Genomic DNA, 14,352 nt, shown 5'->3' on the forward strand with positions numbered 1-14,352 from the left:
GGGTGGGGAGCGGAGGGCTTGCCGCTCACGTCGCCGGCAACGCCGTGGCGAGCAGGACGACCCCGAGGGAGCCGACGAGGGAGACGACCGCCAGGGCACGGGCCAGGTCGGCGCGGCCCCTGGCGTGGGCGATACCGTGGCCCGCGGCGGCGAGCATCACCGCCGCGAACAGGGCGAGTTTGACCGCCAGGGTGCGGCCGTAGCCGGGTTCGGCCAGGGAGGCCCAGGTCACGCCCTTGTGCCAGGCCATGGCCCAGCCGGTGGCCAGCTGCACGGGCAGGAACACCGCGCCCGTCAGCATGCCGAAACGGCGGCCGGCGGCGGCGGTGAAGGGGTCCTTGGCCTCCGGGGCGAGCAGGTGGCGGGCCAGCGGCAGCACCACCAGGGAGAGGGCCAGCTGGCCGCCGACCCACAGGGCGGCTCCGGCCACGTGCGCGAAGCGGACCAGGGACCACCAGCCGACGGTGTCCACTACTCGCTCACCTCCACCGTGCCGTGGGCTCCGGCCTCGGCGTGGCGCATGTCGTGGTCGACGAAGGCGTAGTGGCCGGCCTCGGGGAACGTCGTCTCGACGAAACCGCCCTGCGCCGGGGCCAGGTCCAGCACCTGCGCGCCGCCCGCCCCGGCCGGCCGGAGCAGGTGGGCGCCCTCCTTGTACACGGTGTCGAAGACGGTGCCGACCACGTGGAAGGCGATGCCGTCGCCGGGGCCCGCGGCGACCACCCAGAAGCGGGCCCGCTCGCCGGCCCTGGCCTTCAGGGGCCGCTGGGCGTACTGGTTCGCGATGCCGTTGAACACCCAGGCGTCGGGGGTGTTCCGCCGCATCTTCGTCACCTGGGCGGTGCTGCCCGGGGTGCCGAGGTAGAGCGCGGAGGAGAGCAGCAGGTACTCGCGGTCGACCCGGTCCAGGCCGGGCGGGTCGATGACGACGGCGCCGTACATGCCGTTGCCGATGTGCTGGAGCATCGGTGCGGTGCTGCAGTGGTACAGCCATGCCCCGGCCCGCTCGGCGCGGAAGCGGTAGACCAGGCGCTCGCCGGGCCGGATCGTGCGCATGGGCCGGTCGGGGGCGAGGGCGCCGGCGTGGAAGTCGATGCCGTGGCCCATGCCGTGGTCGTCGTTGACGAGGGTGATCTCGAAGACGTCGCCGACCTTGCCGCGCAGGGTGGGGCCGGGCGCGGTGCCGCCGAAGGTCCACATCTGCTGCTTCACACCGGGAGCGACCTCGACGGTGGTGTGCGCGGCGTGCAGTTCGGTCCGGTGGACCCTGCCGCCGGGGGCGGGGGAGAGGCGGGCGTCGCGTGGCCGCCAGCCGGGGGAGAAGCCGGCGGAGAGGTCCAGGGCGCCGTCGGGGGGTTCGGCCGTGGCGTGGCCGGAGTGCGCGCTCGACTCGGGCGTGCCGCCGGTCAGGACGATGTCCATGGACATCCCGGCCGCCCGGTGACCCGGCAGGGTGCACCACGCCTCGCGGTCGCCGGTGACCGGCCCGAGGTCGAGGACGCGGGTGTCGCCCTTGCCGAGCATGGGGGTGGCGGGCCCGTTCTCTACCTTCAGGTCGTGGCGCTGGGCACTGGTGTTGGTGACCCGCAGCCGTAGCCGGGTGCCTGCCGGGACTTCGATGCGGGCCGGGCGGATGCGCAGGTCGGTGAGGGTGACGGCCACCGTCCGGACGGCACCGGTTCCCGTGCCCCCGCCTCCGGTGGCCAGGGACCCGCCGCCCGTGCCGCCACCGCTGTTGGCCACCAGCACGGCCAGCACGATCAGCACGGTCCCCGCGGCGGAGCCCCATAGGACGGGACGCCGTCCCCCACCGCTGCCCCCGGTGTCCGTCCGGTGCGCCCGGCCACTGCGGACGAGCACCGCCACGGTCAGCGTGAGGAAGGCGACCGCCGACGCGGCGGCCAGCAGGGTGCCCGCCGTGCCGGCGGGGCCGGGCAGGGGCAGCGCCAGCAGGACCACACCAACGTTGAAGGGCAGCAGCCGGTGCGGCCAGCCCCGCTCGAGCACCGCCCGCAGACCGGCACGCTCCTGGGGGCCGGAGGCGAGCACCACCGGCAGCAGGTAGGTGAGGGCGCCGACGAGGATCTGGGCGACGAACCCGATCAGCAGCACCGGGACCAAGGTGTCGAAGCCGGTCTGTGCGGCGGGCAGCGGGCGGGTGAGGAGGAGCGCCAGGTCCGCCGTCACGGCGATGAGCAGCCAGCAGCCGGACGCGGCCAGCGTCCAGGCCGCCGCGGCGGACACGGGCCTGCCGCCGCGTACGGTGCGCACCAGCAGGTCGACGGCGACGGCGACTCCCTGCGCGTACAGGGCGAGACCGGCGGCGGCCGGCCAGCGCCACCCGAACGCCAGCGCGACCACCGTCAGCAGCAGTCCGCCGCCGGTGAGCCGCAGCACCCACCGCGCCACCCGGGTGGTCCGCTCCTTCATCCGCACGCCCAGCACGGTGGGCCACAGCATGAACAGCGTGCCCAGCACGGGCAGCCCGATCCAGCCCAGCAGCGTGACGTGCACATGGGCCAGCCGCAGCCCGGTGTGGTGCTGCGGACCGGCGCTGCCGGTGGCCAGCAGCCAGCCCAGCACACCGCCGACGACCAGTGCCGCGGCGGCGACCCGGTAGTAGCCGGCGATCGGCGCGAGCCGCCCGCCCAGCGCCCCCCGGCCCAGCCGGACCAGCACGGCCAGGTGCGCCGTGATCGCGACGACCAGCAGCGCGCACCCGGCACCCGTCAGCAGCGGCAGATCACCCCAGACGCCCGTGAGCACCCCGGCGACCGCCGCGTTGACGGCGGCCAGCCGGACGGCGCTCCACCGCCGGTCGGGCCGGGGCGCGTGCAGCATGGCGACGGCGAAGTGCTCGCTCCACACCACGATCGCCGTGGTGGCCGCGCCGAGCAGGAACAGGTGGACGGCCAGCCAGCGGGCCACCGGGAGCGTCTGCTGGGCGCTCGCCGCCAGCAGCGCGAGGACGGCCCACACCGCGACCAGGGCGTGGGCGGCCAGATGGTGTCCACGCCGGCCGGACGCCTTGAACCTGCTGGGCGGGGGACCGCCGGCGGGGGCGGGGTCTTCAGTCTTGCGGTACACGGTGCTCCTCGCCGCCCGGGGCGGCGGTCGGACGGTTGCGTGCGGGGGATGCGGTCCCGGTGGCGCCGGACAGCAGCGCGGCCAGTTCCCGCTGGTGGGGGAAGGAGCCCGGGACGTAGCCGCACCAGGGCTCCTCGGCGTACGGGTCGCCGTGGACGCCGTAGGCCCGCGACCGCGAGCCGCCGCACACCCGGCGGAACTCGCACCGCCCGCAGCGGCCGCCCAGCATGTCGGCGGCGCGCAGGCCGGTGAACAGCGGTGAGGTCCGGTAGATCGAGGTCAGGGGCGACTCGCGCACGCTCCCCGCGCTCAGCGGCAGGAAGCCGCTGGGATGGACGGTGCCGGTGTGGGAGACGAAGACGAAGCCGCGGGCCGCGTTGACGTCCAGGGGCGGGCGGCGCACCCGCCGCTCTCCCGCGTCCAGGCCCAACTCGGCTACGCGCTCGCGCAGTTCCCGGTACAGGGGACCGAGTCCGAGGGCCGCCACGTGGTCGTCCCCCTTGGCGGCGAGGATCTGCCGCTGCAGGGCGACACGGCGGAAGTGATGGGCCTCGGTCGTCTTGGCGGGCACGGTCAGACCCACGTCGTACACGAAGTTCAGGACGTCCTCCACTTCGCCCGGCGTCAGCGCGCCGAGGGCCCGGCCGCGCCCGGTGGGCACCAGGAAGAAGGCGCTCCACAGCATCGCCCCGTGCTCGGCGACCAGCCGGACGATGTCGGGCAGGTCGTGCAGGTTGTGCCGGGCGACGGTGGTGTTGATCTGCACCCTCATCCCGAGGGCGAGGGCGGCGTCCCAGGCGTCCAGGGTCCAGCGGAACACGCCGGGCACGCCCCGGAAGTCGTCGTGGAGCGCGGCGGTGGAGCCGTCCAGGCTCAGCGACAGCCCGGCCGCCCCCGCGGCGTGCACGGCCCGCAGCCTCTCCTCGGTGAGGGTCGGCGTGCCGGACGGCGACACGGCCACCCGGACCCCGATCTCCCGCCCGTACGCGATGAGTTCGGTCAGGTCGGGGCGCTGGAACGGGTCTCCGCCGGTGATCACGAACAGCGGGGCGGGCTGCCCGAAGGCGGCCACCTGACGCAGCAGGTCCCGGGCGGCGGCGGTGTCCAGCTCGCGCGGGTCGCGGTCGGGCACCGCCTCGGCCCGGCAGTGGCGGCAGGCCAGCGGGCAGGCGCGGGTGGACTCCCAGATGACGATGAAGGGCCGCTCGGTGGCGTCGTGCCGCTGGCGGCGGATCGCGCGGGCGGTGCCGGCGCTCATCGCGCCGCCCTCCCCGGGCCGTTGAGGGTGTGTCCGGCCGCCCTGGAGTCAGGGCAGACGAGGCGGGCGGCCGGACGGTGACCGGTCCCGACCATGCGCGGCAGCCCTCGCGAGCGCCGGCGGCGGAGCCGGCCGAGCGGGGGCCGGTAACGGTCGTGCACGGGAAACCTCCAGGATCGGTCGGCTGTCAGCATCCACCGGGGACCGCGGGCGGCGCGGCGGCCGATGGTCCCGCGAACACGGGGCAACGGTCCCTGTTCCGCGCATCTGCGGGGTCCGGGGGACCGCCGGGGGTGCGCGCGCCTACGGGTTCGGCGGGTCGCCGGGGTTACGGGCGCTTACGGGGTTCGGCGGACTGCCGGGGTTCGGCGGACTGCCAGGGTTTCGGGCGTCTGCGGGATTCGGCGGGCCGCCGGGGTTTGGGGCGTTTGCGGGGTTCGGCGGACTGCCAGGGTTTCGGGCGTCCGCGGGGTTCGGCGGACCGTCCGGGTATTTCGCGCGTCCACGAGGTCCGGCGGACCGCCGGGGTTCCGCGCGTCGACGGGGTCCGGCGGACCGTCCGGCCCCCGGGCCGGGGCGTGTTCAGAGGTGCCGCGGGCCGGCCGTGTTCAGCGGTGGTGCGCGGTACGGGGCGTCAGGGCGTCCGCGGTGGCGAGCAGGGCGACGCCCAGACCGGTCAGTGCGGCGCCGAGGCCCGTGACCAGGGTGGTGAGGTGCCACGCCTGGTAGGCGGACAGCAGCGAGGCGCGCAGGGTCTGGCCCATGAACGCGGTCTGGCGCAGCTCGGCCAGCTTCTCGTCGTCACCCCCGGCGGCATACAGCTCCGACGTGATCTCGGCGTAGGTGCGGCCGCCCGTGGCGTGGGCGAGATTGCCCTGGATGAACCGGGCGTAGGCGTGCGCCGCGGGGCCGGTGTCGACGTCGCCGCCGGCGTAGGAGGCGAGTTCGGCGGGCAGCCCGCGGCGAGGGAAGGTGATCTTCTGGGCCGTCAGCTCGGCGCGGATCTCCTTCCTGCCGCTGCGGGCGCGCAGCAGCATGACCGGTCCGGCGACCGACAGCGCGACACCGACCGTCCCGAGCAGGGCGGCGGCGCGCCGGTGTGATCCGTTCATGACCTGGTGTTCTCTCTTTCCTCGGACTCGGATCCGGATCCGGATCCGGATTCGGAGTCGGACTCGGACGCGGGGTGGTGTCGTACGCGTGTCAGTGACGGCTGAGCCGCAGCCGCCAGGCCTCCGGGCCGCGTACGAGGTACTCGACGGAGAAGGCCCCGGGGTGGCGCTGCTCGATCTGGGCCAGCAGCGGCAGCGGGTCGTGCGGGGCGACCAGCACCATCGCGGTGCCCGCCGGGACGGCGTCGAGCGCGCCGAAGACGGTGGCGTGGCGCAGGGCGTGCGGCACCTCCCGCACGTCCAGCTCCGGTTCGGCCGCCTCCGGCGCGTCGCCGCAGCCGCACGCGCCACCGCAGCCCCCGGCCTCCTCGGGCCGTCCCGCGCGCGGGGCGCGGCCCTCCGCAGCGCCCCCGGCGTCCCCGGCGTCCCTGGCGTCCCTGGCGTCGTCCCCGGCGCTCCCGGCGCGCGGGTCACCGGCGAGCCTGCGGTGCATGTCCGTCATCAGCCCGGCGAGGGAGACCTCGGGTGCCAGGGCGAGCAGCGGCAGCACGAGGCCGTTCTCCTTGGCCACGTGCTCTTCGAAGAGGACCTGCAGCGCCCGGGCGTCGGCCGCCGCGTCCGCCGGGCCGGGCGCGGCGCGCAGGGTGTCGGCCAGCGTGGCGAGGCAGCGGTGTTCGCCGACCAGGCTCTCGACGAGCAGGCGGGCCTCCGGCAGCCCGTGCGCGGCGGGATACAGCGCGGCCTCCTCGGCCGCGGCGTGCGGCAGCAGCGAGCGGTCGCAGAAGGCCACCAGCCCGGCGTGGATCCTCTCGGCGGCGCCGGGGTCGCGGCCCACGGCCGTGAGCAGCATCTGCACCCGGCCGGCCAGTTCCCCCGCCAGGCGGGCGTGGTGCGCCTCGGCGCTTTCGAGGGCCGCGGCGTCCTGAGGGTCCGAGGCGAGAGTGAGCACGCTCATGGTCGTGTCCTTGGCAGGTCGGGCCGGCGCGGCCGGGGTGTGCGCGCACAGGCGGCAGTCCGGGCGCCGGCTCTCGGGCGGGTGCCGCGTCCGGCCGCACCGCGCGACCGGACGCGCGAAGGAACCGGAGGGCACACGCCGTGCGCGCCGCGTCTCCTGCGGCCGGGGGACGGGTGAACGGCCGCAGACGGACACGGGAACTCGGTCGCACGGGCGGACGGGCCTCCGCGGTTCGATCCGTGCTCAGCATGCGGCCCCGGTCCCGGCGGTCCCCCCGGCCGACCGGACCCCATCACCGGGACCATTGGTCCCCTCTCCGGCCGGCAGGATGGGGCCGGAGGGACACCGTGCAGGGACCGCCGGCCCCGGGTGCGGCAGGTGCCGCGCCCCCTAGCGTTCCGGTCCATGGAGAACGATCACAAAGCCCGGCGTCAGGCGCCGGGCGCCGGTGCGGGCTGGCCGCTGGCCACCCGCAGACTGCTCACCCGCCGCGAGGTGTCGGCCGACGGACGCGCCGTGTTCGGCACGGGCGACCCCAAGTGGGAGGGCTTCTACCGGGACAGGTGGGCCCACGACAAGGTCGTGCGCTCCACCCACGGAGTGAACTGCACCGGCTCGTGCTCGTGGATGGTGTACGTCAAGGACGGCATCATCACCTGGGAGCACCAGGCCACCGACTACCCGTCGATCGGCGCCGACTGCCCCGAGTACGAGCCGCGCGGCTGCCCGCGCGGGGCGTCGTTCTCCTGGTACACGTACTCGCCCAGCCGGGTCCGCTACCCGTATGTGCGGGGCGCGCTGCTGAAGCTGTGGCGCGAGGCCCGCAAGCGGCTCGGCGACCCGGTGGCGGCCTGGGCGGAGATCACCTCCGACCCGGCCAAGGCCCGCGCCTACAAGCGGGCCCGGGGCAAGGGCGGCCTGGTGCGGGCCGACTGGGACGAGGTGAGCGAGCTGGTCGCCGCCGCGCAGGTGCACACCGTCAAGGCGTACGGCCCCGACCGGGTCGCCGGGTTCTCGCCCATCCCGGCGATGTCGATGGCGTCGTTCGCGGCCGGGGCGCGCTTCCACTCGCTGATCGGCGGCACGCTGCTGTCCTTCTACGACTGGTACGCCGACCTGCCGATCGCCTCCCCGCAGGTCTTCGGCGACCAGACCGACGTACCGGAGGCCGCGGACTGGTGGAACGCCGGCTACCTGATCATGTGGGGCTCCAACATCCCCGTCACCCGCACCCCCGACGCGCACTTCCTCACCGAGACCCGCTACAACGGCACCAAGGTCGTCGCCGTCAGCCCCGACTACGCCGACAACGTCAAGCACGCCGACGAATGGCTGGCCCCGCACCCGGGCACGGACGGCGCGCTGGCGATGGCCATGGGCCACGTGATCCTGCGCGAGTTCCTCGTGGAGCGCGAAGTGCCGTACTTCCAGCGGTACTTGCGGACCTACACGGACGCGCCGTTCCTGGTGACCCTGCGCGAGCACGCACACGGACTGGTCCCCGACGGGTTCCTCACCGCGGCCGATCTCGGCCGGGACGACGAGGAGCACGCCGAGCACAAGACCGTCCTGCTGGACCGGGCCACCGGAGAACCGGTGGTCCCCGGCGGCTCGCTCGGCTTCCGGTGGGGGGAAGCCGGGCGGGGCCGCTGGAACCTCGAACTCGGAGACGTCGAACCCGAGCTGAGCCTGCTGGAGTCGGCCGAGGAGACGGTGCAGATCGCCCTGCCCCGGTTCGACGAGGGCACCACCGAGGGCGGCACGGCCATGCTGCGGGGCGTGCCGGTCCGCACCGTCGGCGGCCGTCTGGTCACCACCGTCTTCGACCTGATGCTCGCCCAGTACGGCGTCGCGCGCCCCGGCCTGCCCGGCACCTGGCCCACCGGCTACGACGACGCGGCCGAGCCGTACACCCCCGCCTGGCAGGAGACGATCACCTCCGTCCCGGCCGGGCAGGCGGCGCGGATCGCCCGGGAGTTCGCCCGCAACGCCGAACGCACCGAAGGCCGCTCCATGATCGCCCTCGGCGCCGGCACCAACCACTGGTTCCACTCCGACACCATCTACCGGGCCTTCCTGGCGCTGACCACGATGACCGGCTGCCAGGGCGTCAACGGCGGCGGCTGGGCGCACTACGTCGGCCAGGAGAAGGTCCGCCCCGTCACCGGGCAGCAGCACCTGTCCTTCGCCTTCGACTGGCAGCGCCCCACCCGGCACATGGCGGGCACCTCCTACTGGTACCTGAACTCCGACCAGTGGCGCTACGAGGCGTTCGGGCCGGAGGAGCTGGCCTCCCCGCTCGGCAAGGGGCGGTTCGCGGGCAAGGGGTTCGCGGACTGCCTGGCGCAGGCCGTGCGGATGGGCTGGACACCCGGCCACCCCGGCTTCAACCGCAACCCGCTCGACCTGGCCGACGAGGCGGAGCGCGCCGGCCGGCCCGTCGCGGAGCACGTCGTCGAGGAACTGAAGTCGGGACGGCTGCGGTTCGCGGTCGAGGACCCGGACGACCCGGCCAACTTCCCGCGCGTGCTGACCGTGTGGCGGGCCAACCTGCTGGGCTCCTCCGGCAAGGGCAACGAGTACTTCCTGCGGCACCTGCTGGGCACGGACGCGGCGGTCCGCTCCGAGCAGACCCCGCCCGAGCACCGGCCCAGGGACGTGGTCTGGCGGGAGGAGGCACCCGAGGGCAAGCTCGACCTGCTGGTCACCATGGACTTCCGGATGACCTCCACCGGCCTGCTCTCCGACGTCGTCCTGCCCGCCGCCACCTGGTACGAGAAGGACGACCTGTCCAGCACGGACATGCACCCCTTCGTGCACGCCTTCACCCCGGCCATCGCCCCGCCCTGGCAGGCCCGCACCGACTACGACACGTTCCTGACGATGGCCGACCGGTTCAGCGAGCTGGCCGCCGAGCACCTGGGCACCCGCACCGACGTCCTCGCGGTGCCCCTGCTGCACGACACCCCCGACGAACTCGCCCAGCCCGGCGGGGTGGTACGGGACTGGAAGGCCGGAGAGTGCGAGCCGGTCCCCGGGCGGACCATGCCGAAGCTGGCCGTCGTCGAACGGGACTACGCCGCGATCGGGCAGAAGATGCGCGCCGTCGGCCCGCTGCTCGACACCCTCGGCACCACCACCAAGGGCGTCACCGTCCACCCGGACCGGGAGATCGAGGAACTGCGGCACCGCAACGGGACCGTACGGGACGGGATCGCCGCCGGGCGGCCCTCGCTGGCCACCGCGAGCGAGATGTGCGAGGCGATCCTCGCCCTGTCCGGCACCACCAACGGCCGGCTCGCCACCGAGGGCTTCCGCGAACTGCAGCGGCGCACCGGCAGCGAGGGCCTGGTGGAACTCGCCTCCGAGCGGGAGGCGGAGCGCATCACCTTCGCCGACACCCGCACCCAGCCCCGGGCCGTGATGACCTCCTACGAGTGGTCCGGCTCGGAGACCGGCGGGCGCCGCTACTCGCCGTTCGTCATCAACACCGAGCACAAGAAGCCCTGGCACACCCTCACCGGCCGGCAGCACTTCTTCGTCCAGCACGACTGGATGGCCGAACTCGGCGAACAACTCCCCGTCTACCGGCCCCCGCTGAACACCCCGCGCCACTACGGCGACGAGCACCTGCACGACACGGACCGGGCGGAGGTCACCGTCCGCTACCTCACCCCGCACTCCAAGTGGTCCATCCACTCGAACTACCAGGACAACAAGTACATGCTCGACCTGTCCCGCGGCGGACCCACCGTCTGGATGTCCACCGCCGACGCCGAGAAGATCGGCGTCAGGGACAACGAGTGGATCGAGGCCTACAACCGCAACGGCGTCGTCGCCGCCCGCGCCGTGGTCACGCACCGCATGCCCGAGGGCACCGTGTACATGTACCACGCCCAGGACCGCACCGTGAACGTGCCGAAGACCGAGGTCAGCGGCAGGCGCGGCGGCATCCACAACTCGCTGACGCGACTGCTGCTCAAGCCCACCCATCTCGCGGGCGGCTACGCGCAGTTCACGTACGCCTTCAACTACTACGGCCCGACCGGCAACCAGCGCGACGAGGTCACGGTCATCCGCCGCCGCTCGCAGAACGTGGAGTACTGACATGCGCGTGATGGCTCAGGTCGCCATGGTCATGAACCTGGACAAGTGCATCGGCTGCCACACCTGCTCGGTCACCTGCAAGCAGACGTGGACCAACCGCACCGGCGTCGAGTACGCCTGGTTCAACAACGTCGAGACCAAGCCGGGCGTCGGCTACCCGCGCCGCTACGAGGACCAGGAGCAGTGGAAGGGCGGCTGGATGCTCGACCGGCGCGGCCGGCTCGTGCTGCGCTCCGGCGGCCGGGTCAAGCGGCTGCTGTCGCTGTTCTCCAACCCGGACCTGCCGTCCCTCGAGGACTACTACGAGCCGGTCACCTACGACTACGACAACCTCGTCAGCGCCCCCGCCCGGAACGACATGCCCGTCGCCCGGCCCCGCTCGGTCCTCACCGGCCGGCCCACCGCCATCACCTGGGGCGCCAACTGGGAGGACGGCCTGGGAGGCGCGCCCGAGAACGCGGGCGGCGACCCCAACCTCACCGGGGAATGGGCCCGGAAGGTGAAGTTCGAGTTCGAGCAGACCTTCCTCTTCCACCTGCCCCGGCTGTGCGAGCACTGCCTCAACCCCGCCTGCGTGTCCGCCTGCCCGTCCGGCGCGATGTACAAGCGGGTCGAGGACGGCATCGTCCTGGTCGACCAGGACCGCTGCCGCGGCTGGCGCATGTGCGTCACCGCGTGCCCGTACAAGAAGGTGTACGTCAACCACGCCACCGGCAAGGCCGAGAAGTGCACCTTCTGCTTCCCCCGGATCGAGGCCGGCCAGCCCACCGTCTGCTCCGAGACCTGCGTCGGCCGGCTGCGCTACCTCGGCCTGCTCCTCTACGACGCCGACAAGGTCGGCGAGGCCGCCGCCACCCCGGACGAGAAGGACCTGCTGGACGCCCAGCGCGGCGTGTTCCTCGACCCGCACGATCCCGAGGTGCGCGCGGCCGCACGCGAGGCGGGCATCCCCGAGGACTGGCTGGAGGCCGCCCGGCGCTCCCCGGTGTACGACCTGGTCATGCGGCACAAGGTGGCGCTGCCGCTGCACCCGGAGTACCGCACCCTGCCCATGGTCTGGTACGTGCCGCCGCTGTCCCCCGTCCTCGACGCCGTCGACGCTGCGGGCGGCGACCAGGACGACCCCGACCACGTCTTCGCCGCCGTCACGCGGCTGCGCATCCCGCTGGAGTACCTGGCGGAACTGTTCACCGCCGGGGACACCGACGTCGTCGCGGGTGTGCTGATGAAGCTCACCGCGCTGCGCTCGTACATGCGCGAGCGCACCCTGGGCGAGGAGGGCGACGAGACCCTGCTGGAGGCCGTCGGCCTGACGGCACGTCAGGCAGAGGACCTGCACCGGCTCCTCGCCGTCGCCAAGTACCAGGACCGCTACGTCGTCCCCGCCGCCCACAAGGAGGACGCCGCCGCGCTCTCCGCCCTGGAGAACCGCTGCCCCGTCGAGACCTCCGGGGACGCCGAGCCCCGCAAGGTCATGCTCGGCATCCCCACCCTGCGCCGCAACACCCCCGCCGGAGGCCGTCCGTGAGCCCGATCCCGTCGACCATCCCCGGCCTCGTCCGCACCCGGGTCCGCGCGGCCGTACGCCGCCCGACCCGGCTCACCCCGCAGGAGACGGCGGGCCGGGCGCTGACCTTGCGGCTGGTGTCGCTGCTGCTGCAGTACCCGGACACCGAACTGACCGCTTCCCGAGCCGAGTTGGCGACTGTGGTGGGGGCCCTGCCGGCCACGCCCGCGGCGGACCACTTGGCCCGGTTCACCGACTGGTTCGCCGCGCAGGAGCCCGAGGCCCTGGAGCGGACCTACGTCGACATGTTCGACCTGCGCCGCAAGAGCAGCCTGTACCTCACCTACTACCTGCACGGCGACACCCGCCGCCGGGGCATGGCCCTGCTCACCCTGAACCAGCGCTACCGGGCCGCCGGCTGGGACACCGACGGCAGCGAACTGCCCGACCACCTCCCGGTCGTGCTGGAGTTCGCCGCCCTGGCCGGCCCCGGCGGCGGCGAGGCACCGCTGCGCCAGCACCGGCGCGGCCTTGAGCTGATCCACCGCGCCCTGACCGACGCCGACTCGCCGTACCGGCACGTCCTGGCCGCGCTGCTCACCCTGCTGCCGCCGCCCACCGAGGCGGACCGCGCCGCGGTGGCCGAACTCATCGCCGAGGGCCCGCCCGGCGAGGAGGTCGGCCTGGACCCGTACGGGACGTACGGGGACGGCGAGTTCGCGCCTCCCGGCACCTTCGTCCCGCCGGTGCCCGCCCCGCCGACCCGCGTACCGCCCGCCCCGACCAGCCGTACGGAAGGCCCACGATGACCACCCCGCTCCTCCCTCTGGCCGCCGGCCCGGCGAACGGCGCCGAACTGCTCCTGTGGGTCGCCGTCCCCTACATCTGCCTCGCCGTGTTCGCCGTCGGGCACGTCTGGCGGTACCGCCAGGACCAGTTCGGCTGGACCTCCCGCACGACCCAGCTGCTGGAGCACCGCTGGCTGCGCTGGGGCAGCCCGCTGTTCCACCTCGGCGCCTTCATGGTGATCGCCGGGCATGTCGTGGGGCTGGCGGTCCCCGACTCCTGGACCGAGGCCGCCGGCATCACCGAGCACGCCTACCACACCACGGCCGTCTGGGCCGGATCGGTCGCCGGCGTCGCCATGGTCGCCGGCCTCGGCATGCTGTGCGCCCGCCGGCTGCTGACCCGGCAGATCCGCCTCGGCACCGACCGCAGCGACAAACTCCTGTTCCCCCTGCTGTCCGCCACCGTCCTGCTCGGCATCACCGCCACCGCCGCGCACAACGTCTTCGGCGCCGGCTACGACTACCGTGCCACCGTCTCCGTCTGGTTCCGCGGCCTGTTCGTCCTCCAGCCCCACCCCGAGGCCATCGCGGGCGCGCCGCTGCTGTTCCAGCTGCACGCCCTGAGCGCCTTCCTGCTCTTCGCCGCCTGGCCCTTCACCCGGCTGGTCCACGTGTGGAGCGCCCCCATCGGCTACCTCGCCCGCCCGTACCTCGTCTACCGGCGGCGCGCCACGACCACCGCGGCCCCGACGGCCACCCGCCGGACCCGGCCGCCCTCCGGCTCCCGACGCGCCGCATGAGCAGCGGACCGGCGCTCGCACAGGACACCGCGGCCGTCCGGCGCCCGCGCACCGTCGGCGCGTCCCGCCGGACGGGCCTGGTCATGCTGCTCACCGGGATCGCAGGCTGGCTCGCCTCCTTCCAGCTCACCGCGGACGACTGGCGCCTGCTGCGCGATCCCGGCTACCGGCCGCCGTGCGACCTCAGCCCCGTCGTGAGCTGCGGCAGCGTCATGACCAGCCCGCAGGGCAGTCTGCTCGGCTTCCCCAACATGCTGCTCGGGCTGGGCGCCTTCGCCGCCGTGGCCGCCCTGGGCGCCGCCGTGCTCACCGGTGCCCGTCTGCACCGGCGGCTGTGGCTGACGCTGAACGCCGGGGCCCTCGCCGCGGTGGTGTTCGTCCACTGGCTGATCGGGCAGTCGCTGTACGAGCTCAACCGGCTGTGCCCCTACTGCGCCGTCGTCTGGGTCGTCACCATCGCCCTCTTCTTCCACGTCACCCTGCACTGCCTGGAACAGGGCATCGTCCCCGCCCCCAGGGGTGTGCTGGAGGTCGTCCGGGACACGCACGTGCTGCTGCTCGGCGCCTGGTACGGGGTGATCGCGCTGCTCGTCCTCACCCGCTTCTGGCCGTACTGGAGCAGCCTGCTGTGACCGCCGGCAGCCGGACCACCTGCCCTGTCGAACGGGACGTTCGGCCCTCTCCCCGCGACGGCTCCGCGGGTTAGGTTCGCCCGAGCGGCACCCGTGCGGTCAGAGA

General features: G+C 74.0%; 10 protein-coding genes. 5 read left to right on the forward strand and 5 right to left on the reverse strand.

All coding sequences use genetic code 11. The annotated features are described in order from the left end of the window. Positions 1-25 precede the first annotated feature (25 nt). From ABZY20_RS07550 to ABZY20_RS07570, 5 genes are all read right to left on the reverse strand, one after another. The gene (locus ABZY20_RS07550; RefSeq protein ID WP_356437967.1) at positions 26-472 is read right to left on the reverse strand and encodes a hypothetical protein; all 447 of its coding nucleotides are present in this window, start codon (positions 470-472) and stop codon (positions 26-28) included. After that, the gene (locus tag ABZY20_RS07555; RefSeq protein WP_356437970.1) at positions 472-3,087 is read right to left on the reverse strand and encodes a multicopper oxidase domain-containing protein; all 2,616 of its coding nucleotides are present in this window, start codon (positions 3,085-3,087) and stop codon (positions 472-474) included. The genes ABZY20_RS07550 and ABZY20_RS07555 overlap by 1 nt, the downstream gene beginning before the upstream one ends. Beyond that, positions 3,071-4,345, reverse strand: a complete 1,275-nt coding sequence (locus tag ABZY20_RS07560) for a TIGR04053 family radical SAM/SPASM domain-containing protein (protein WP_356437973.1) — start codon at positions 4,343-4,345, stop codon at positions 3,071-3,073. The genes ABZY20_RS07555 and ABZY20_RS07560 overlap by 17 nt, the downstream gene beginning before the upstream one ends. 608 nt (positions 4,346-4,953) lie before the next feature. Beyond that, on the reverse strand, positions 4,954-5,457 hold the full coding sequence (locus ABZY20_RS07565; RefSeq protein WP_356437976.1) for a hypothetical protein: 504 nt from the start codon (positions 5,455-5,457) through the stop codon (positions 4,954-4,956). Positions 5,458-5,548: 91 nt separating this feature from the next. Then, positions 5,549-6,412 carry a DUF2249 domain-containing protein gene (locus ABZY20_RS07570; protein WP_356437979.1) on the reverse strand — a complete coding sequence of 288 codons (864 nt, stop codon included), beginning with the start codon at positions 6,410-6,412 and terminating at the stop codon, positions 5,549-5,551. Positions 6,413-6,817: 405 nt separating this feature from the next. Here ABZY20_RS07570 and ABZY20_RS07575 point away from each other — a divergent pair, with 405 nt between their 5' ends. From ABZY20_RS07575 to ABZY20_RS07595, 5 genes are read left to right on the forward strand one after another with little or no spacing between them, the layout of a single operon-like run. Continuing rightward, positions 6,818-10,519, forward strand: a complete 3,702-nt coding sequence (locus ABZY20_RS07575; protein ID WP_356437982.1) for a nitrate reductase subunit alpha — start codon at positions 6,818-6,820, stop codon at positions 10,517-10,519. Between the two features lies 1 nt (position 10,520). Beyond that, positions 10,521-12,047 (forward strand): nitrate reductase subunit beta, encoded by a 1,527-nt coding sequence (narH, locus tag ABZY20_RS07580; protein WP_356437985.1) that lies wholly within the window; start codon positions 10,521-10,523, stop codon positions 12,045-12,047. Next, on the forward strand, positions 12,044-12,835 hold the full coding sequence (narJ, locus tag ABZY20_RS07585) for a nitrate reductase molybdenum cofactor assembly chaperone (RefSeq protein ID WP_356437987.1): 792 nt from the start codon (positions 12,044-12,046) through the stop codon (positions 12,833-12,835). The genes narH and narJ overlap by 4 nt, the downstream gene beginning before the upstream one ends. Continuing rightward, complete coding sequence (gene narI, locus ABZY20_RS07590; RefSeq protein ID WP_356437989.1) at positions 12,832-13,614, forward strand: respiratory nitrate reductase subunit gamma; 783 nt, start codon at positions 12,832-12,834, stop codon at positions 13,612-13,614. Before narJ ends, narI begins: the two co-directional genes overlap by 4 nt. Beyond that, on the forward strand, positions 13,611-14,246 hold the full coding sequence (locus ABZY20_RS07595; RefSeq protein WP_356437991.1) for a vitamin K epoxide reductase family protein: 636 nt from the start codon (positions 13,611-13,613) through the stop codon (positions 14,244-14,246). Before narI ends, ABZY20_RS07595 begins: the two co-directional genes overlap by 4 nt. Positions 14,247-14,352 lie beyond the last annotated feature (106 nt).

The sequence above is a fragment of the Streptomyces sp. NPDC006624 genome, assembly GCF_040611555.1.
GTDB lineage: Bacteria > Actinomycetota > Actinomycetes > Streptomycetales > Streptomycetaceae > Streptomyces.

Coding starts and splice junctions, on each gene's coding strand:
- ABZY20_RS07570 (WP_356437979.1), bottom strand. CDS start 6,412: ATGAGCGTGCTCACTCTCGCCTCGGACCCTCAGGACGCCGCGGCCCTC.
- ABZY20_RS07575 (WP_356437982.1), top strand. CDS start 6,818: ATGGAGAACGATCACAAAGCCCGGCGTCAGGCGCCGGGCGCCGGTGCG.
- narI (WP_356437989.1), top strand. CDS start 12,832: ATGACCACCCCGCTCCTCCCTCTGGCCGCCGGCCCGGCGAACGGCGCC.
- ABZY20_RS07560 (WP_356437973.1), bottom strand. CDS start 4,345: ATGAGCGCCGGCACCGCCCGCGCGATCCGCCGCCAGCGGCACGACGCC.
- ABZY20_RS07595 (WP_356437991.1), top strand. CDS start 13,611: ATGAGCAGCGGACCGGCGCTCGCACAGGACACCGCGGCCGTCCGGCGC.
- ABZY20_RS07565 (WP_356437976.1), bottom strand. CDS start 5,457: ATGAACGGATCACACCGGCGCGCCGCCGCCCTGCTCGGGACGGTCGGT.
- narH (WP_356437985.1), top strand. CDS start 10,521: ATGCGCGTGATGGCTCAGGTCGCCATGGTCATGAACCTGGACAAGTGC.